We start from the raw sequence: 19,515 nt of genomic DNA on the forward strand, positions 1-19,515 counted from the left end.
ATACCCCTAATGTCGAGTCTCGACGGGGGCAGCGCGTCCCAAGAAGCCTTCAAGCAAAGAGCGTTGAAGCCCAAACATTTCAGCTTCTTCCTGTGCAGTCCCATGATCATACCCCAAACAATGGAGAATCCCATGCGTTGTCAGCAGACATAGCTCATCAAGCGTGGAATGCCCGGCATCAGCACCCTGACGAGCCGCAACCGACGGGCAGAGCACAATATCGCCCAGCATACCCTGGGCAAGCTCATCTTCAGTGCCGGGAACAAGCTCATCCATTGGAAAGCTCATGACATCGGTTGCCCCAGGTAAGTCCATCCATTCCAGATGAATCTTCTCCATCTGCTTCTCCCCAACAACGGCGATAGAGAGATAAGTATCTTTGCTTATGAAAAGCTTCGCGAAGATGTAATCCACCAGATTGCTGAGAACTTCGGTATCTACTGACGCAAAAGCATCATGAACAAGCTGAGTCGTGACGTTACCAGGCTTCTCATTAGGGTCCTCAACATGAAAATCAAGTACAGCCACTAGCGTTGTCCGCCCTTCTGCTGTGATTGGTTCTCCCCAGACTCACCACCGTTAATTCCGGCTCGATCCAAAAGTTTCTCAGCCGCAGCTTCAATCGTGGCGCGCTTAACTTTACGATTACGTTTACGTTCCATAGCCTTTTGATCTTCGCCCCACTGATCGTACGCGGAGACAATGTTAGACACTAGACTATGGCGCACGACATCAGAGGAATCCAGGGTGCTAAAAACAATGTCATCAACTCCGGTCAAAATATTACGCACCTGTTTAAGCCCCGAAGCTTGGCCACCCGGCAAATCAACCTGTGTAATATCGCCGGTAATTACCATCTTGGAGCCAAAACCTAAACGAGTCAGGAACATCTTCATCTGTTCAGCCGTCGTGTTCTGTGCTTCATCAAGGATGACGAAAGCGTCATTCAATGTACGCCCGCGCATATATGCGAGGGGTGCAACCTCAATTGTTCCTGCCTCCATAAGCTTAGGGATAGCCTCCGGTTCAAGCATGTCGTGTAGAGCATCATAGAGAGGACGCAAATAAGGGTCAATCTTATCGTTGAGAGTTCCCGGTAAAAAGCCTAGACGCTCGCCTGCTTCTACTGCGGGGCGAGTTAAGACAATTCGGTTAACCTCGCGGCTTTGTAGGGCTTGCACTGCTTTTGCCATAGCCAAATATGTTTTACCGGTACCAGCGGGACCAATGCCGAAGACAACAGTATTTGCGTCAATAGCATCCACATATTTTTTCTGGTTTACCGTCTTCGGGCGAATCGTCGTACCGCGTGTTGAAAGAATACTCGCTGAGAGCGTATGCGCCGGATTTGAAAGTTCATCACCGAGCATACCCATCAGACGATGGATAACTTGTACTGTAATCTGTGTACCGTGACTAGCGAATACACGGAGTTCATTGAGAAGCTTCGCAACCGTGGTAACAGATACGGACGGACCGGAAATAAGAAGATCAAGATCCTTGGGACGAATTGAAATATTGTCGAAATAGTCCTCAACAATAGTGAGATGCGCGTCTTGAGGGCCAAGAACCGCTATCATCTCTGCGGCGCTTTTGAAAGATACGGTACGTGCCGTTGAGAGGGGTCGTGAGGTAGTCGTCAAAAGTAAGCTCCTTGGCTTGTTGGTTCTTAAATAAGTGTAACGTTACTTACCAGCGTCCCAACACTACGTTGATAGTGCACAGTGCTGCGGCACCAGCAGTGGAGGCTCGCAGAATTTCAGTTCCTAACAGTGCCTTGTGCGCACCCGCCCGCGTGAAAAGTTCGATTTCCCGTTCGGTGATGCCTCCTTCAGGTCCTACAAGAATATAAATTCTGGTGGGATTATCAGGGCTGTACCCAATCTTTCGCAGATATTCGCTTAAGGGTTCAGTGGCCTGTTCATGCAGAATATAGACATACGCTCCCTGATCCGTGAGCTCGCGTATGTGTTCTGCGAGTTCCTGCGAAGAATACAGCTCTTCCACGGTAGGAATGAGCGCTCGACGCGATTGCTTAGCGGCGGCAGAGACAGTATTTTGCCACTTTTGGTGAGCTTTAGTAGCGCGTTCCCCTTTCCACCGCACGATAGAGCGATCGGCACTCCACGGGATAACGCTCCGAATTCCAAGTTCGGTGCCGGTCTCAATTGCCAATATGTCTCGGTTATCTTTGGCGAGTGCCTGCACAAGGGAAACTGAGAGGCTGTTATCATCCTTATCTAGGTTTTGGACTGTAACTTCAAGTCCTTTAGAGGAAATCGCTGAAACAATACCGTGGATACGATGCCCTTGGCCGTCTGCAAGGTCAAGGTTCTCCCCTATAGCTAAGCGTTTCACCTTGGCGTGATGCGCTTCCGGGCCAGTTAGAGTAAATGTACTCCCTGCCGTGCAGCTGGCTAGCTCTTTGGCGGTAATGTAGAAAATGGGGGCGCTCATAAGATCCTTGATAAAGCTGTATCCGAAGTGTTTCATCTTACCGTACTAGGATTTTCAGAACACTTCGGATACAAAGAATGTTGTCTATTTAAATTGGTCTTTGAGTCGCGAAAAAAGACCATGTTTTTGTTTGACGTGGGTGCCTTCGTGCAAGTCTTCTCCACGAAGTTCAGCGAATTTTTGGAGCAACTCACGTTGTTCGGAGTTTACATTGGTCGGTGTTGTGACCTGAATACGTACCTGTAGGTCTCCGCGTTTATCGGAGTGAAGGCGGGTAACACCTAAGCCGTTCAAAGTTACGATGTCGCCGCTTTGTGCGCCTTCAGGGATGGTGATCTCTTGAACCCCATCGAAGGTTTCTAAGGGTACGGTGGTTCCTAAAACGGCTGCGACCATAGGAATATTCACCGTTGTGGTGAGATTATCACCATCGCGAACAAAGTATTTATCGCGCTTAACGTTGAGATCAATATAAAGATCGCCATTGGGACCACCATTGAGTCCAGCTTCGCCTTTACCTCGCAGACGTATGCGGGCTCCGTCATTAACACCGGCGGGAACGGTGAAGGTCAGCGGGAGTTTTTCGCCCACACGGCCCTGTCCGTGGCATTCTGGGCAGCGGTGTTTGATGACGGTGCCATATCCCTGACAGCTGGGGCACTCTACCTGCTGCATGACGGTTCCTAGGATGGATTGAACACGGCGCTGCATGAATCCCTGGCCATGACAGGTCTCACAGGTTTCGGGGTGGGTTCCGGGAGCTGTTCCTTCACCTTCACAGGATTTACAAGTGACGGCCGTGTTAAGCTCTACAGTCTTTTCGACGCCAAAAACTGCGTCTTTGAGGGATATTGAGACGTTGATAAGTGCGTCTTGTCCCTGGCGTACGCGGGACGCGGGACCGCTTTGTCCACCGCCTCCGGTAAACATATCGAAAAGATCTTGGAACCCGAAACTTCCTGAGCCGAAGCCGCCAAATCCTCCTGCGCCTCCGGGGAATCCTGCACGACCCTGTTCGTCGCCGGTAGCGTCGTAATTACGGCGTTTCTCGTTATCTGAGAGTACTTCATAGGCGAGGGTTACACGTTTGAACTCCTCAGCTGCCTCTTCGGATGGGTTAACATCGGGGTGCAGTTGACGCGCCTTTTTACGGTACGCTTTTTTAATCTCTTCGGGGCTTGCGTCCTTTGAGACTCCAAGAGTTGAGTAGTGATCGCTCACGTGTTTCTTCTATCCTTTTCGTACCGGAGTGCTCCGGGTATGGTGTCAATATAAAATCTGTAAATTTGTGGGGCTCTGAGGAGTTACCCGCTTGATGTCATGATGCTCGTGTGCCTAAGACATGACCTAGATAGCGAGCTACCGCGTTCACCGCCGCAATGTTACCACGGTAATCCATGCGGACTGGACCCACCACGCCAAGTTTTGCCGTATGCTTCCCCAGGGCGCCTTCATTGTCTGGTAAATGTTGTTTGCCGTATGAAACTACAACGGGTGAATCGTATTCACCAGTGACAATAGAAGCTCCTTGAAGCGCTTGCTCCGTATTCTCGTGACCGATCCTTACACTGTACCCGGCTTCTTGAACCGATGCGTGAGACAGCACGCGAAGCAGCGTAACTTGTTCTTCGAGCGCATCCAAAATGGGAGCTATGCTCGCCGAGAAGTCGTCGTGACTTCGTGCTAGGTTTGAGGTGCCAGAGATCGCGAAGCGAATATCTCGTTCAAAATAAGGCTGTGCTCGCAGATGATCCACGATAGCTTCGGTGAGCTCCGGAGAGCGGCCTCGCAACGCTGGATGATGCGCTTCTGGCAGCAATGCACTTATGTTTTCGAAAGGTAAACCCTGAAGCATTTTAAGCAGGTTCTCTTTAATCGCTGCAAGAGCTGACACAGTTTCATCATGCGCTAAGGCTGTAGTCTCTGGCAGTATCACAGTGACCCGGTGGATTGTGCCAAGATCACTGATAAGCAATGCTAAGAGCGTGCGTGAATCTAGGGGTACGAACTCAAGATGCAAGAGAGTTCCAGCGTTACGTGTTGGGTACTGGATAAGCGCCACCTGATGCGTGAGATGGGCAAGTGTTCGGGTGGCGGCTTCAATCATGTCTTCTACGCTGTGTGCGCTTTCAAGAATTTGCCGTAACGCCGAAACTTGGGTTGCAGAGAGAGCACGCGGCGCGGCTAGAGCATCGACGAAGAACCTGTATCCCTGTTCTGTAGGAATACGCCCAGCGCTGGCGTGCGGTGCGCTCAAAAGCCCCTGTTCTTCTAAAGCTGCCATATCATTGCGTATTGTGGCACTGGATACTTGAAGATGGTGGCGCTGTGCCAGCGTCTTTGAACCTATGGGTTCGCCTGTGCGCACGTAGTCTTCAACGATTGCCTGCAATATGCGCATGCGGCGTTCGTGTGACATGGTACTCCTTGCGACCCTATCGGTGGTTAATAATCTGGAAAAGCATAATCTGGCACTCTTGTTGAGAGAGTGCTAAAAACTACTTTTATCATAGCCGGGTAACCCCTAGCGGTACTAGTCTTTCGCCAGAAGCGAGTTATCAATACTTTAGAATTGGATGGGTTCTGCCAAAAGCTAACCTGTGGAAACCAGGCAATATCCGTGGTGCCGTTGTACGAAGGATGCAAGATATGAGTGAACGATACGCTTGGGGTGCACAAGATCTATCACGTGCCTCAATAAATAACAGGCCTGCTCCTCCTCGTCGGGTCGAGCTAAAACGCGGGATGGTCCTTGAGGATCTTAACGGGTGGGTTGGCGAAGTAGTGCGTGCCGAACGTATCGGTGGAGAAATATTTTTCGGGCTTGAAGACGCTCGCGGACGGGTCAAAAATTTTCCGTTAGGAATCGGGTACTTCCTTGAGGGCGAACCTGTTGAGATTGTTGCCCCAACACCACGAAAGACCTCAGGGCGCAAAATTTCTCGTTCTGGTTCGGTAGCAGTTGAAAACGCTCCAGCACGGGTGGCGCGCGCATCCAGAATCTGGGTTGAGGGGCTTCATGATGCGGAACTCGTCGAGAAAGTGTGGGGCCATGATCTTCGGATTGAAGGTATTGTGGTCGAGCCCCTTCATGGTGTTGATGATTTAGCAACTGCCGTTAAAGAGTTCTCCCCCGGTCCAGAGCGACGACTTGGAATTCTTGTGGATCATCTTCTGGAAGGCACCAAGGAAGAACGTATTGTGGCGGAGGCTTTAGCTGTTCCCGGCGCTGCTGGAAATATTAAGATTGTGGGGCACCCTTTCATTGATATTTGGCAGGCCGTCAAGCCGCAGGTTCTCGGAATTCCGGCATGGCCGCAGGTGCCTCGAGGTGAGGACTGGAAGAAAGGAATTCTACGTCGGTTGGGACAGCCACATCAAAACCAGGAAGACGTGGCAAACGCCTGGAAACGTATTCTTTCCCGAGTTGACTCTTATTCCGACCTTGATCCTACGCTGCTAGGACCGGTTGAGTCGCTCATTGATTTTCTGACTGAATAAGGTAATGTGAGTAGCTCAGGTTGTCTATGCCGCGCCTCTGGCGAGGCGTTCGGCAAAACACGTTACAATAAATAAGGATTTTAGGTTGTACAGGTGCACCAACTGAGGCATGTGTACGGCAGAGCAAAATAGACGAGTAATAATCAGGATTTCTGTGGTTCAAGATACTCGCCCGGAGGGGCATAAACGAAACATTACACCTTTGCCTGTGTCGCAGGACCGGAGCATGGCGACTTTTGCTCACTTTAGCGGCATCATCGGGTTTTTGCCTGCCGCTGCTATCTACTATTTGTATCGTGACCGCGCCCCCTTCACTGAGCAAGAGTCACGTGAAGCCATGAACTTTACGCTTCTGCCTTCAATCATGATTCTTGTTCTTCTCATTTTGAGCTTCGTACCCGGCATGGCAAGCCTCATGATGTTCTTTACTGCTATTCTGTGGCTTTATATGGCGATCAGTTCCGTAATTGCGGGCATCTACGCCGCCCAAGGAGAACCTCATAGGTACAAGCTCAACCTGCGTATCCTTGACCTTTTCCTCAAGCCTGCTGAAGACTTCAAAGAAAAGAAGAAGCAGCACCGAGAAGAAATGGAAGGGCAACAGCAACAACAGGCAGCCGAGCGCCGCGTATAAACAGACTTATACATCGTATAAGGCACCCCGGGTCACTATTTCGATATGGAATATGTGGCCCTTTATTTTTACGCGCATATTACATACCATATAAAACACCTGTTAACGATTGAAGGCCCCTGATACACAAGGGACCTTCAACCGTATTCACTCAACTTCAGCAAAGACGACAACACGCTGTAACATATACCGTCCTGCCAATATAAACTCTACCTTAGTTTCAACCTAATGTCTAGTAATTCAATTATTTTATCCTGAAAGTTAAGGCAATTATATTTTTGAGGTAAGTATTCTCGCATATTTTACGAGACATTTATTTTATATCTGGAAGTAATTCTCGAGTAACAGCATCACCTAAAAGTCGCCCCTGCAGCGTGAGTTTTACCGAAGCATCAGGATTGGGCATACCGGTATCCGTAAAAACATCGGATTCAATGAGACCTTGCGAGAGCAACCACCGTAAAGAAGACCCCAGGTCAGCGGCAGGATGCACGGCTAGAAGCTCGTGCATAGGCAGCCCCTCACGTACTCGAATCAACAGCATAATCGTCTCAAAAGAACGAGAATCTGAGTCTAAAATCTCTCGCGCAGCGGCCGGCGACTGCCCAGCTCGAACGCGATACGCATAGGGAACGGGATGTTTAAGGTTCCACCACCGGGTACCGTTTATATGTGAATGTGCTCCCGGTCCTATTCCCCACCAATCTTGATTACGCCAATACGCCATATTATGGTCACTTCGAGTATGCTCAGACCGAGAATAATTCGAGACCTCATACCACCGATATCCGGCTTGCATGAGAAGATCTTCTGCACGCAAATACATATCTGCCATGAGGTCATCATCAGGCATTGTATATTCACCGCGCCGAATTTGTGCGGCAAGTTTAGTACCGTCTTCAACAATCAAAGAATATGCAGAAATGTGGTCTGGCTGATAAGAAATCGCCGCTTGCACACTTTGCTCCCACTGCTCCAGCGTTTCTGACGGAGAGCCATAAATTAAATCTATCGATACTTGAAGACCAATATCTCGCGCCCACGCCACAACTTTAGGAACATTTTCGGGCGTATGGGTACGGTCAAGAACTTTCAAAACCTCGGGCACAACAGATTGCATACCAAAAGAAACACGCGTAAATCCGCCGTCTTTTAACGTCTGCAGATCCTCATAGGTGACAGAGTCAGGATTAGCCTCGGTGGTGACCTCAGCACCATCTTCGATACCGAAAATATCAATTGCAGTTCTCAGGATGCGCACCAAATCATACGCAGGGAGTTTCGTGGGCGTACCCCCGCCGAAGAATACCGTATGCAACGGCCGCTTTACCACCCCGGATGCTTCAAGAGCGCGAGCGGCAAAGAAAATCTCAGCTGTAGCATCGTCCGCATACGTACCCAGCCCTATCCCGTCACCAAAATCTTCGGTGGCATAAGTGTTGAAATCACAATACCCACATCGCACCGAGCAGAACGGAATATGTACGTAGAGGCTAAAATCACGGTTCTGACACCCGTGCGCACACGAGGCAGGGATGCGTCCATCACGCGGCGCGGGCGCGCCAACCGGTTGCGCGGGTGCCATACAATGCCTCCTTCATGAGAATCTAGCCGAGTGCGTGTGCGTAAAATGACGGGTAGAGACGCTCTTTTCTTGGAGTCAGGTCTCTACCCGCAAGAAAGACGGTAAAGATTTACTTCTTTTTGTCTTTCTTCTCTTTCTCTTCGCCCGAAGATAGGGCGGCGATGAATGCCTCTTGCGGTACCTCGACGCGGCCGACCATCTTCATGCGCTTCTTGCCTTCCTTCTGCTTTTCCAGCAGCTTGCGCTTACGCGAAATATCGCCACCGTAGCATTTTGACAGCACATCCTTGCGCATAGCGCGGATATTCTCGCGGGCAATGATGCGAGAACCAATAGCAGCCTGAATAGGAACCTCAAATTGCTGACGAGGTATTAGCTCACGAAGCTTACTCGTCATCATCAAACCGTACGAATAGGCCTTGTCGCGATGGGTAATAGCCGAGAAAGCATCCACTTTCTCACCCTGAAGCAGGATATCGACCTTCACCAGGTCAGCCTCTTCCTCACCATCGAACTTCCAGTCCAAGGATGCATACCCACGAGTACGGGACTTGAGCTGATCGAAGAAATCAAAGACAATCTCGGCCAACGGCAGGCGGTACCGCATCTCAACGCGATCCTCAGATAGGTAGTCCATGCCGCCCATTTGCCCGCGGCGCGACTGGCACAACTCCATGATCGCCCCAATATAGTCGCTGGGGGCAATAATCGTACATGCCACCATCGGTTCACGAATGGTTGCGACTTTACCCTCGGGGAACTCGCTTGGATTAGTCACGCGCTTTGCATTACCCGATTCGTCCACAACATCGTAGATAACGTTGGGGGCGGTCGAAATAAGGTCGAGATTGAACTCGCGTTCCAAGCGTTCGCGCACGATTTCAAGGTGCAGCAGGCCTAAGAAGCCACACCGGAAACCGAACCCGAGTGCTGCAGAAGTTTCGGGTTCGTAGACAAGCGCAGCATCGTTGAGTTTGAGCTTGTCTAGGGCATCTCGCAACGCCGGATAATCTGAACCATCAATAGGAAATAGCCCAGAGAACACCATAGGTTTCGGGTCTTCATAGCCGCCTAGGGATTCTGCGGCAGGCTTTACAGCAGAGGTTACGGTATCGCCCACGCGGGATTGCCGAACATCCTTCACACCAGTGATCAAATAACCCACTTCACCCACGCTCAGCCCTTTGGAGGGAATGGGGTCGGGTGAAATTACCCCAATCTCAAGCAGATCGTGTTCTGCGCCGGTAGACATCATCTTGATTTTCTGGCGCGGTTCAAGTTTTCCGTCTACGACACGCACATAGGTGACCACTCCGCGATAGGAATCATAAACCGAGTCAAAAATCATGGCGCGGGCCGGCGTGTCCGCCTGCCCCACAGGCGCGGGTATGCCTTCGACAATACGGTCCAACAGAGCTTCTACACCCTCACCAGTTTTGCCTGAGACCCGCAGAACCTCGTCAGGTTCGCAGCCAATAAGGTTCGCCAGCTCTTCAGCATATTTATCGGGCATAGCGGCGGGCAAGTCGATCTTATTCAAGACAGGAATAATCGTAAGATCGTTCTCCATTGCCAAGTAGAGGTTGGCGAGAGTTTGGGCTTCAATCCCCTGTGCTGCATCAACAAGAAGCAGAGCGCCTTCGCATGCGGCAAGTGAGCGAGAGACCTCATAGGTGAAGTCAACGTGTCCTGGAGTGTCGATCATGTTGAGCGCATAGGAAGTGCCGTCGATCTCCCATGGCATACGTACTGCCTGGGATTTAATGGTGATGCCTCGTTCACGCTCAATATCCATGCGGTCAAGGTATTGTGCCTTCATATCGCGCGGCGCGACAACGCCAGTTGCCTGAAGCATACGGTCAGCGAGCGTGGATTTTCCATGATCGATATGTGCAATGATGCAGAAGTTGCGAATAATCGCGGGGTCGGTAGCCGCCGGTATTGGCGGATTTTTCGACAGAGGAGCCACTCGCATATTCCTTTCATGGAGGTTCATCAGGCAGCTGGCACAATTATCTTTTATTTTCCCATAATGCACGCTGGAAGCGCGAACCGGCACGGCTGGCGGGCACAAAGAATTCCCCGCCGGGAGACAACCGACGGGGAAACCTTATCACTTCGCAATGCGCCTCATACAGAGGCTGACATTAGGAAAGTTTGTTAACCAGATGCGCTAGACCGGACTTCTTGTTAGCAGCGTTCTTCTTGTGCAGAACACCCTTAGAAACAGCCTTATCCAGCTTGCGGCTCACAAAACGCAGTGCCTCTTCGGCAGCTTCCTTGTTCTGTGCCTCAACAGCTTCCTTAACCCGGCGGGTTGCGGTCTTCAGCTCAGATTTAATAGCGTTGTTACGCAGACGAGCCTTCTCGTTGGTGAGGATGCGCTTTTTCTGGGACTTGATATTAGCCACGATTAAACTTTCTGTTTGTCTTATTGGTCGGTGAGGGCTATGCTGACCGATCATCGACTGAGCGGCGTGGGGATGCCTATGGCAACCGGTCAGCAGTGCCTGATGACCACCAGACACTCAACCACAAATCATAGCAGATAAGTGCCTGTAAGAATACCTTTTATTTCAAGGATGATATATGATTTTCGCGCTTTTGAGATAGGTACAATCTCGGACTAACGGCGGTTGTAGGCTTGTTCGATAAGACGGAAAGTCTCTTGAGGCATAATTGCCCCTTCACGGCGCATGTTCTCAGGACGCACCCGTAAGACGCGATTGAGTTTGACCTCGGAGGCCCGACCCTGGGAATCCCAAGAGCCTGAGCCAATATCTAGATAATTAGAATCTGCATGATCGCGGTTGTTGTGGTCTTTGCTGGTCATCATGAAGGCAAGCAGGTATTCTCCGTCACGTCCTACAAGGATGACCGGGCGGTCTTTCCCCTGAGTATGGTCTTCTTCGTAAGGAACCCAAGTCCACACGATCTCACCAGGATCTGGATCGCCGTCCAATGAGGGAGAATACTCAAAGTCAATAGACCCGCGATAGTCTCCTGGATAGTCTGAGCCCTGCCTCTGCGAGCTCTGCTGTTGAGGGGGAGCAGATTTAGAAGCACCGGGGCCTGGTTTCGGCGCATTTGACGTCTGAGGTTGTTCAGAATCGTGGTTGGTCTGTGCTTGCGACTGTTGTGCGTTATCGCGCAGAGCATCTTCTGCTGCTTTCCGAAGCGAAGGCAAAACGGCGAAGAATGCTTTTTTCAGTGTTTGTAGCATGGGGTCCATTATGCCTTATGACGTAAATCTTTCCCTAGCTCATATATGAGCAAAATAAAAATGCATTTATGAGCGGTTATGAGGCAACGCAATGGCAAGTACCGCGCGTTCAACCGCATATACCGGGTCTAGACCCTCCCCCTTGAGCTGTGCGTCGGCATCAGCAAGTAGCTGCACGATACGGGCGATCTGTTCACCGGTGAAACGCCTTCCGTCACGTTGTGCCTGTTCAACCTGCCATGGAGCCATACCTACCTCACGGGCAAGTTCCTGGGCACTGGCACGCACATGATGCACGCGGGCAATATTGCGAATACGCATGGCAAGTGCCCCCAACAGAGGGATAGGTTCTGTTCCCGTTGCTAATGCATGTCGCAAAAGCCTAAGCGCTTCTGCTGCGTTTCCCGTAACAGCGGCGTCTCCCACCCGAAAAGCGGTAACTTCGGTTCGCCCGCCATAGTAACGGTTCACGATCTCTTCGGTAATATTTCCCGCAACATCTGCTTGAAGTTGAGCACAGGCGGAGGCGAGTTCAGCGGTGTCATTGGTGGCGGCTACAAGTAGGCGTAGGGCGCCGGGATCGATAGTGCGTTTAGCCGCTCGGAATTCACCGGTGACAAATTCCGTTTTTTCGCGCTCGGCTTTGAGCGGTTTACAAGGAATAAGAACGTGGTTTTTACGTATGGCATCAATGAGTTTTTTGCCGCGGTTACCGCCGGAATGCTGCATGATGAGCATAATGTCAGATTCTGGGGCAGCCATGTAGCTGAGAACATCGTTAAGGAAGTCTTCACTCATGGTGGCGACGTTGTCAGCATCTATTATTTTGGCAGTCCCGAAGAGCGACGGGCTCGCGAGGAGAGTGAGTTCCCCCGCAGTGTAGGTGGAAGCGTTGATGGTGACTAGGTCTGCATTTGGATAGGTGCTATAAAAAGCGGTGCGCAGACGTTCACGTGCTCGTGAAGCGAAATACTCTTCGGAACCGTGGAGCATGATGACCGGTGCGGGATTTACGGTGCGCCATGCGTTATCAAGCGCTTTATTAGCGCGTTGGCCGCGGTAGTTGCCGCGTGATGAGCTTCCCCTGGGAGTCACGGTACCTCATTGCTCGTTCGGTGTGTTGCTGTTTCTATCATACCGAAGTGTCTTTGACCGATTTGGTGCGTTGGTGATTGACGGTGCGTACTAGTTACATGCCGAGTACCGGGTATACGTACATAATCGAGGTGAAGCTCGCGCTTGTAAATACGGTAATCCCAGAGCCATATCAGCAGGCTACCCGCAAAGACAGTAACTCCAGCAAAAGCTACAGATGCCAGAGTAACATCTACATCGAGTGGATTTGCGGGTGCGTGTGCAAAATATTTCGCTATGTATTCGATGCCCTGTGCCGGTATTCTACCGAGAATAAGAGCAATATCCGTGATGGCCGTGAAGTTGATGCTGTAGCTCAGGAACGCGGCAAGACCAGCAAACATGGTGATCGCGGTTAGTGGAGCGGCAAGCATATTCGCGGGAATGGTATAGAGCGGTATTTTGCCGCTGATACCTAAAATCACAGGGGTACACCAGAGCGAGGCGCTGGCGGAAGCTGCTATAAGTTCGGCGAGGGTGTGCGGTAGGACGCGCATCAAGAGACGCGTGAGTGAGGGTCCGAGCGCTATCAGCGATGCCGTAGCCACGGTGGAGAGCACAAAGCCGAGATCACCAGCGAGTTTCGGCGCAGCGGCGAGGCAGAACACGATAGTGGTGGCGAGCGCGCTAAGAGTATTTCTCCCGGTGCCGCGGAGCATCGCCAAAGCCCCTAGTGACCCCATGAGAATAGAGCGGATTACGGATCCCTCAAAGGTGAGAATCGTGGAGTAGAGAACGACGGCGGTAATACCCATTCCGATCATAAGGCGGCGTGGAACGCGCACGAGAATTCCAAAACGGTAGCCAGCCATGAAAATAATGGCGATATTTGCTCCAGAGACTGCGGTAAGGTGACTGAGCCCGCTAAGCTTATAGTTTTCTTTACTGGTGTTGGGCATTGCGGAGTCATCGCCATAGGCGGTACCTAGAAGTAATGCCGTGGTTTCGGCATCGAGGTGTCGGCGGGCGTAATCGCGCATCCTGGTATTTAGTGCGCGTGTGTGCTCAAGATTTTGGTTCGGTTGAGGGAATATGCTTGCACCTTTGAGGAATGCGGTGGTGCCTTTATTTTCAAGGGTTCCGAGCGCGTTAACCCGGGTTCCGGGGTTAAGCTGCTGTTTTTGTGTGTTGCTGTAAATACGAATATCTTCATGAATTGGTGCTCGAAGATTACGGTATTGAGCCGTGTCGGTGCTGAGAATGATCATATTCGTATGCGAGTCAAGAGGGCGTATTTCCCTGATGACTCCGGTTATACGTAACGAGGTTCCTTCGGCATCTCTTAAGGTCGTGCGGCTGGAGTCCGTTCCGGTCAGCATGAGCAGGACAGCTTGCAGAGTCACCAAGAGCATAATGAACATGAACTGCCCGAGGATAGGACAAAGAATATGGGCGATTTTGCGTCCATAGAAGGTATTGAGCGTTATGGTGATTATTCCGAGCAGGCTAATAGCCACTAAAACGCAGTATTTATAGGGCTGAAAAGTACCGTGATACATGGCGGCCAGCGTGAAAATCCAGAGTACGACCGCCGAGACTATAAGCCGTATATCAAGGTGAATAATGGCACTGACAGCGCGAAACCATTCGCGGTTATGGTCGCGGCGATAGCGCATCCACTCAGTACGGGCGAAATTTCGGGTGAGATATGGTTTGAGCTTAGGCGGAATGTGCAGAAAACTCATGATGCGGCTCATTACCTATATTGTTTGACGCTAACGGATTTAGACTGTGACGAGCGGGCGCAGCGAACTCATGAGAGAGGGACCGATGCCAGGTACCGCATCCAGCTCATCAACACTTTTGAAGCCTCCGTGAGCATCACGCCAAGAAATAATGCGGGCGGCTAGAGAAGGACCAATGCGCGGCAAAGTCTGCAGCTGCTCAGCAGTCGCAGTATTCAGGTTGATAGGAGAACCCGGTGCGCCCTGCTGCCCAGTGCCCGCAGAAGATTTCGGTGCCGCAGGATTTTGCGCGGTTCCTGGAGAACCGTTGGGTGAAGCACTGTTTCCTCCGGCTGGTGCGGCAAGTGCCGGTGCAGCGGTCTCCCCTGTCTTGGGGATGTAAAGCTGTGTGCCGTCGCTAAGGCTGCCCGCGAGGTTCACCCGGTTGAGGTCGGCATCCGGGGTTGCGCCTCCTGCGGCTTCAAGGGCATCAATGGCGCGGGCATCAGCAGGGAGCGTTTGCACGCCAGGAGTTTTGACTGCTCCAGCTATATGCACTCGAATAGTGCCATTCTTATTCGGAACCTTATTCTGCGCAGATGAATCCGAAGGGGTGGCGCTCGGAATTACGGATGAGCTAGCCCCTGGCGCCGCCACCTGGGCGCTACTGGTAGACTCTTCGTTTGCTTGCGGAGTGGGTGTAAATCCTAGCAACCCCCAGAGAATAATTCCCAGAACGCCCAAGGCTAAAACGAAGACGGCATAGGGTGGAACCTTCCATCGAAAAGCACGGGTTTTCGCTGGTGTTTCCCATTCGTCCCATTCATCCTGAATGAGCTCTTCGGGCATATTCTCGCGCTGTGCAATAACGTGAGTAGTGTGCTCGCCGTGCTGTTCATTGGCAGGGTTGTGCGCAGGTTTTACCGCGGAGATCTGCTGCTGTGTGCCCTCGTAGTAGCTTTCCGTCAAATCGTCTGGTTCGGTGCTATGAGTGGCGCGTTGTCTAGCTCGTCTTAAAAGCTGTTCAGATGCCGACTCATGCTGCTCATACACGGTTTGTTCGTAAGAATCTGAGTAGAGTCTTCGTGAGCTCTTCCCCACCGAGGCAGAAGAAGCAGACCCTTCCACAAAATCATCATGCGGCATAAGACGTTCTGTGGGCTCGTCATCCCAGATCCCATAGGGGCTTTGCTTCTCTGTCTGAGCTTCCTGTGCTGGTACCGACGTCTCAGCTCTTTCGGTTAGCGTCTGCATAGAAGAGCTTAGTGGATGAAATGCTTGGTGGGCGTTATCGCGGGTCATAGTGCAAGCCTAGCCGCGTGCTTATGCCCCCGCCGGGCGGTTCCTATATTCTGTGGATAACTATCCGAGCGGGACACAAAAACCGGCTATCCACAGGGATTGCGCCAATTTTTGCGGGTGAATCGGGTAATTTTAGCGGCTACACAAAGAAATATGACATTCTCACATCGCATGGCTAATAGATGACAGCGGCAAGTGCACCCAGTCCGGAATGTGCCGCTAATACGGGCGGGAGAGAGCTAAGAACCGCATCCGAAGCGAAGGCACCCAACGAATCTTGCAAGGCTTTAGCCTCCGCAAGGTTACCCATATGGTGAAGCGCTACCACGTGACCGGTTGGTCGTACGTCGTGCTGCGCAGCCGCAGCTGCAGGATGCTTTTTTACCGATTGGTGCTTGGTACAAACGTCACGAATAATCTGCGTGAGGCGTTCTTTCGCGCGCGTTGCGGTACGGGGGCGCTCAACATAGGTCAGTTTTCCATCCGCGACCGTGCCGATAGGCTTGATCTGGAACATCTGCCCGACCATCGCCAACGCGGGCGAGACACGGCCTCCGCGACGAAGCGCATCGAGAGTAGGAATGTAGAAATAAATGTCGGTCTCGGCGCATATACCGGTAACTACCTCGGCAAGCTCCTCAGGACTATCGCAAATATCGGCTACATCATGGGCATGCAGCGCCGCGTGCCCATAGGCTCCGGCGACGGTGCGGGAATCAAGTACGGTCACTCGCGCTTTAGAAAGCTGCGCACCCACTCGCGCTGACTCAACGGTTCCAGAGAGTTCTCCCGAGAGATGTATCGACAGAATATGCTCGTACCCTTCATCAACAAGAGTATCGTAGGTATCGGCAAAGACACCGGGGGCAGGACCGGAGGTATGGATCGTATTTCCGAGGACATGCGCCATCAAAATGGCTTCGTCAATTTCCTCAGGGCTAAGACCGGTTAAATCGCGGGTATTCGTCTCGGCTCGGGTGCCCCTGATTCCTGCACGTGAGGGCGTCTCTTGAACGGATACCGGCATGGGTACCACTGCAAAACCACCGCGTTCTTGCCGCTCCTTAAGAATTTCAGGGGTAATGGCAGCGGCTGAGTCTGTCACGACAGCGATGCGTCCCATAAGGCACCCTCCTGAATCTTAAAAATATGGCGATTTGCTATACCCGACTTTCTCATCATAGCTAAAAAGAATGGTGCCGCCGGAAGAAAAACCCGAAAAGTTTTCTTCCGACGGCACCGCATCGATGTTCTGAAAACGCTAGATGACGATATTCACCAGTTTGGGGGCTCGCACAATCACCTTACGGATTTCCGAGCCTTCCACCAGCTTCGCGATAGTCTCATCCTCCAGGGCCTGTTTTTCAAGCTCAGCTTCAGAAATATCCTTTGATACCTCAAGGCGCGCCTTCACTTTGCCCTTGATCTGCACGATTGCGGTGACGGTATCATCCACGAGCAGGGACTCATCCACCTGCGGGAAACCTGCGGTCAGCACCGGGTTATTGTATCCCAGCGCGTGCCACATGTCCTCGGCAGTGTACGGCGCGTAGAGTGACAACAAGATCGCAATAGTTTCGGCGGCTTCGCGTACCGCAGGGTCCGCTCCCCCAGGGCCCGAATCGATAGCCTTACGGGTAGCATTCACCAGCTCCATAGTCTTGGCGACCACCACGTTGAACTTACCCGAGTCAAGAAGCTGCTTCACATCGTGTACGGTACGCGCCACCAGCTTGTGCAGGTTCGCATCGCCAGATGCCGCATCCACGCCAGGTTCGGAGGTAACGTCTTGAGCAATACGCCATGCGCGCGCCAAGAACTTCTGCGAACCGGCGGGTGAAACGTCCGCCCAGTCCACATCATCTTCGGGCGGCGAAGCGAAGATCATGGTGGTGCGCACCGCATCCACACCGAACGTATCAAGCTGCTCACCCAGGTTTACGCCGTTGCCGAGCGACTTCGACATGGCCTTACCGCCGTTGAGAACCTGCCCCTGATTCATGAGGGCTTTGAACGGCTCGCCGTGCTTAATCAGCCCCAAATCACGAATAACTTTCGTGAAGAAACGTGCATACAGCAGGTGCAGAATCGCATGTTCCACACCGCCCACGTACATATCGACCGCGCCCCATTCCCTGATCGCCTGCGGGTCGAAGGGGCCTTCGGCGTAACGGGGCGAAACATAGCGCAGGAAATACCAGGAAGAATCCACGAAGGTATCCATAGTGTCGGAATCGCGGCGGGCGCTCTTACCGCACTGCGGGCAGGGAACTATAGCCCAGTCGTCGGCAGCGGCAAGGGGCGACTGCCCCTTGGGCGCCAGCTGCTCGCCACGCAGATTATCCGGCAACAGAACTGGCAGCTGCTCCTCAGGGACCAGTACCTCGCCACAGTCCTCACAGTGAATCACGGGAATAGGCGTGCCCCAGAAACGCTGGCGCGAGAGCAACCAGTCGCGCAGGCGGTAAATAACCTTACCTTCGCCGGTGCCGGCAGCCTCAACCAGCTCGGTAGCCTTCGCAATAGCCTCTGCCTTAGGAAGTCCGGTTAGCTCACCGGAGTTAATGAGCACCCCATCGCCCGCAGCGGCGATACCCGACTCGGCAGGGTCTTCCTCGCCCTCGACATCGAGCACCGTCACGATCGGCAGGTCGAATTTCTTAGCGAAGTCAAGGTCGCGCTGATCGTGCGCGGGCACCGCCATAATAGCGCCGGTACCATAATCAGCAAGCACGTAATCGGAAGCCCACACCGGCAGCTTTGCACCGTTCAGCGGGTTGATTGCGTATCGCCCAGTAAACATACCGGTCTTCTCACGCTCGGAAGACTGGCGGTCAATATCGCTGAGCGCCTTAATCTGCTCGCGATAGTCCTCTAGCGCCTGTGCCTGCTCGGGAGCCACAATCTTCTCGGCAAAGGTCGAGTCAGCGGCAACAACAATAAAGGTTGAACCGTAGAGGGTATCTGGGCGGGTGGTGAAGACCGTGAAGGATTCAGCAGGCTGTGCCTCGGTAGCCTCAATCTCGAAGCGAACCTCAGCACCTTCGGAACGCCCAATCCAGTTCCGCTGCATCAGCAGAACACGTTCGGGCCATTTACCCTCAAGCTGCTCCATATCGTCAAGAAGCTGCTGAGCGTAGTCAGTAATCTTGAAGTACCACTGATTCAGCGACTTCTTAGTAACCGTGGTGCCGCATCGTTCGCAGGCGCCATTAACCACCTGCTCGTTCGCGAGCACGGTCTGATCTTTGGGGCACCAGTTCACCATCGAGTCTTTACGGTAGGCCAGGCCCTTCTTATAGAACTGCTCGAAAAGCCACTGGGTCCACTTGTAGTATTCGGGGTCTGAGGTGTGCAGGCGTCGATCCCAGTCCACGGCGATAGCGTAGCGTTTGAAAGATTCTGCCTGCGTGTCAATATTCTTGTAGGTCCACTCTTTTGGGTGGGTACCGTTCTTGATGGCAGCGTTTTCTGCGGGCAAACCGAAGGAATCCCAGCCGATGGGGTGCAGAACATCGTAGCCGCACTGCTTGTAGTAGCGGGCATTCATGTCTCCAATAGCAAACGCTTCTGCGTGGCCCATATGCAGGTCACCTGAGGGGTACGGAAACATGTCTAGCACATAGCGGCGACCTTTCACGGCGTTGCCGGTTGGCTTGAAGACACCCGTTTCTTCCCAGTAGGGGCGCCATTTCGCTTCCTGTGCATGGAAGTCATACGCATTCTCGGTGCGTTCGGTCTCTACCTCAGCAGACACTACGATTCCTTTGACGTTTGATTTTCGCTAACCAACCTATTCTAGCGTGTACCCACAAAGGTTTCTTGATGTATTCATAAACTCACGAGTTCCCGTTTCATATCGTGGATGCCCCACCGCCCCGCCAGCCTCGCTTTCGTTTCCCCCAGGAGTAACCCTGCGCGTATAAACCATTTTTAGCCGTATACGACGAAAAACTCTGAATATTGTTTGACTTTTCATCTAAATCTCCAGCACCTACACAGAAATTCCACGTAC

General features: G+C 52.2%; 16 protein-coding genes. 2 read left to right on the plus strand and 14 right to left on the minus strand.

The window, feature by feature from the left end:
* Positions 1-6 precede the first annotated feature (6 nt).
* The 5 genes from ybeY to hrcA form a co-directional block, all read right to left on the minus strand.
* Positions 7-528 (minus strand): rRNA maturation RNase YbeY, encoded by a 522-nt coding sequence (gene ybeY, locus HMPREF2625_RS08580; RefSeq protein ID WP_004004694.1) that lies wholly within the window; start codon positions 526-528, stop codon positions 7-9.
* Positions 528-1,643 (minus strand): PhoH family protein, encoded by a 1,116-nt coding sequence (locus HMPREF2625_RS08585; protein WP_070523943.1) that lies wholly within the window; start codon positions 1,641-1,643, stop codon positions 528-530. Before HMPREF2625_RS08585 ends, ybeY begins: the two co-directional genes overlap by 1 nt.
* Positions 1,644-1,689: 46 nt before the next feature.
* Positions 1,690-2,457: a 16S rRNA (uracil(1498)-N(3))-methyltransferase gene (locus tag HMPREF2625_RS08590; protein ID WP_004004696.1), complete on the minus strand. Its 768-nt coding sequence runs from the start codon at positions 2,455-2,457 to the stop codon at positions 1,690-1,692.
* 84 nt (positions 2,458-2,541) lie between these two features.
* A complete protein-coding gene (gene dnaJ, locus HMPREF2625_RS08595; RefSeq protein WP_004004697.1) occupies positions 2,542-3,678 on the minus strand; it encodes a molecular chaperone DnaJ in 1,137 nt (378 codons plus the stop codon).
* Between the two features lie 97 nt (positions 3,679-3,775).
* A complete protein-coding gene (gene hrcA, locus HMPREF2625_RS08600) occupies positions 3,776-4,876 on the minus strand; it encodes a heat-inducible transcriptional repressor HrcA (RefSeq protein ID WP_048778169.1) in 1,101 nt (366 codons plus the stop codon).
* Between the two features lie 230 nt (positions 4,877-5,106).
* On the opposite strand from hrcA, the gene HMPREF2625_RS08605 reads away from it, so the two are divergent.
* Complete coding sequence (locus HMPREF2625_RS08605) at positions 5,107-5,958, plus strand: DUF3097 family protein (protein ID WP_246826762.1); 852 nt, start codon at positions 5,107-5,109, stop codon at positions 5,956-5,958.
* Positions 5,959-6,184: 226 nt separating this feature from the next.
* On the plus strand, positions 6,185-6,592 hold the full coding sequence (locus tag HMPREF2625_RS08610; RefSeq protein ID WP_004004700.1) for a DUF4870 domain-containing protein: 408 nt from the start codon (positions 6,185-6,187) through the stop codon (positions 6,590-6,592).
* Positions 6,593-6,905: 313 nt separating this feature from the next.
* Here the strand turns inward: HMPREF2625_RS08610 and hemW are convergent, their stop codons facing one another.
* From hemW to leuS, 9 genes are all read right to left on the minus strand, one after another.
* On the minus strand, positions 6,906-8,177 hold the full coding sequence (hemW, locus tag HMPREF2625_RS08615) for a radical SAM family heme chaperone HemW (RefSeq protein WP_070523947.1): 1,272 nt from the start codon (positions 8,175-8,177) through the stop codon (positions 6,906-6,908).
* 109 nt (positions 8,178-8,286) lie between these two features.
* Positions 8,287-10,146 carry a translation elongation factor 4 gene (gene lepA / locus HMPREF2625_RS08620; protein ID WP_041321792.1) on the minus strand — a complete coding sequence of 620 codons (1,860 nt, stop codon included), beginning with the start codon at positions 10,144-10,146 and terminating at the stop codon, positions 8,287-8,289.
* Between the two features lie 178 nt (positions 10,147-10,324).
* Positions 10,325-10,588, minus strand: a complete 264-nt coding sequence (gene rpsT / locus HMPREF2625_RS08625; RefSeq protein ID WP_004004703.1) for a 30S ribosomal protein S20 — start codon at positions 10,586-10,588, stop codon at positions 10,325-10,327.
* 215 nt (positions 10,589-10,803) lie between these two features.
* A complete protein-coding gene (locus HMPREF2625_RS08630) occupies positions 10,804-11,400 on the minus strand; it encodes a type II toxin-antitoxin system PemK/MazF family toxin (protein WP_070524456.1) in 597 nt (198 codons plus the stop codon).
* A gap of 66 nt (positions 11,401-11,466) precedes the next feature.
* Positions 11,467-12,495: a DNA polymerase III subunit delta gene (holA, locus tag HMPREF2625_RS08635; protein WP_070523950.1), complete on the minus strand. Its 1,029-nt coding sequence runs from the start codon at positions 12,493-12,495 to the stop codon at positions 11,467-11,469.
* Positions 12,492-14,219, minus strand: coding sequence for a ComEC/Rec2 family competence protein (locus tag HMPREF2625_RS08640; protein WP_246826763.1), 1,728 nt, complete (start codon positions 14,217-14,219; stop codon positions 12,492-12,494). The genes holA and HMPREF2625_RS08640 overlap by 4 nt, the downstream gene beginning before the upstream one ends.
* 39 nt (positions 14,220-14,258) lie before the next feature.
* Positions 14,259-15,500, minus strand: a complete 1,242-nt coding sequence (locus tag HMPREF2625_RS08645) for a ComEA family DNA-binding protein (RefSeq protein WP_070523951.1) — start codon at positions 15,498-15,500, stop codon at positions 14,259-14,261.
* 175 nt (positions 15,501-15,675) lie between these two features.
* A complete protein-coding gene (locus HMPREF2625_RS08650; protein ID WP_070523953.1) occupies positions 15,676-16,623 on the minus strand; it encodes a DegV family protein in 948 nt (315 codons plus the stop codon).
* 138 nt (positions 16,624-16,761) lie between these two features.
* Positions 16,762-19,257, minus strand: a complete 2,496-nt coding sequence (gene leuS / locus HMPREF2625_RS08655) for a leucine--tRNA ligase (protein ID WP_070523954.1) — start codon at positions 19,255-19,257, stop codon at positions 16,762-16,764.
* Positions 19,258-19,515: the final 258 nt, after the last annotated feature.

The organism is Rothia sp. HMSC064D08 (genome assembly GCF_001809525.1).
GTDB lineage: Bacteria > Actinomycetota > Actinomycetes > Actinomycetales > Micrococcaceae > Rothia > Rothia dentocariosa.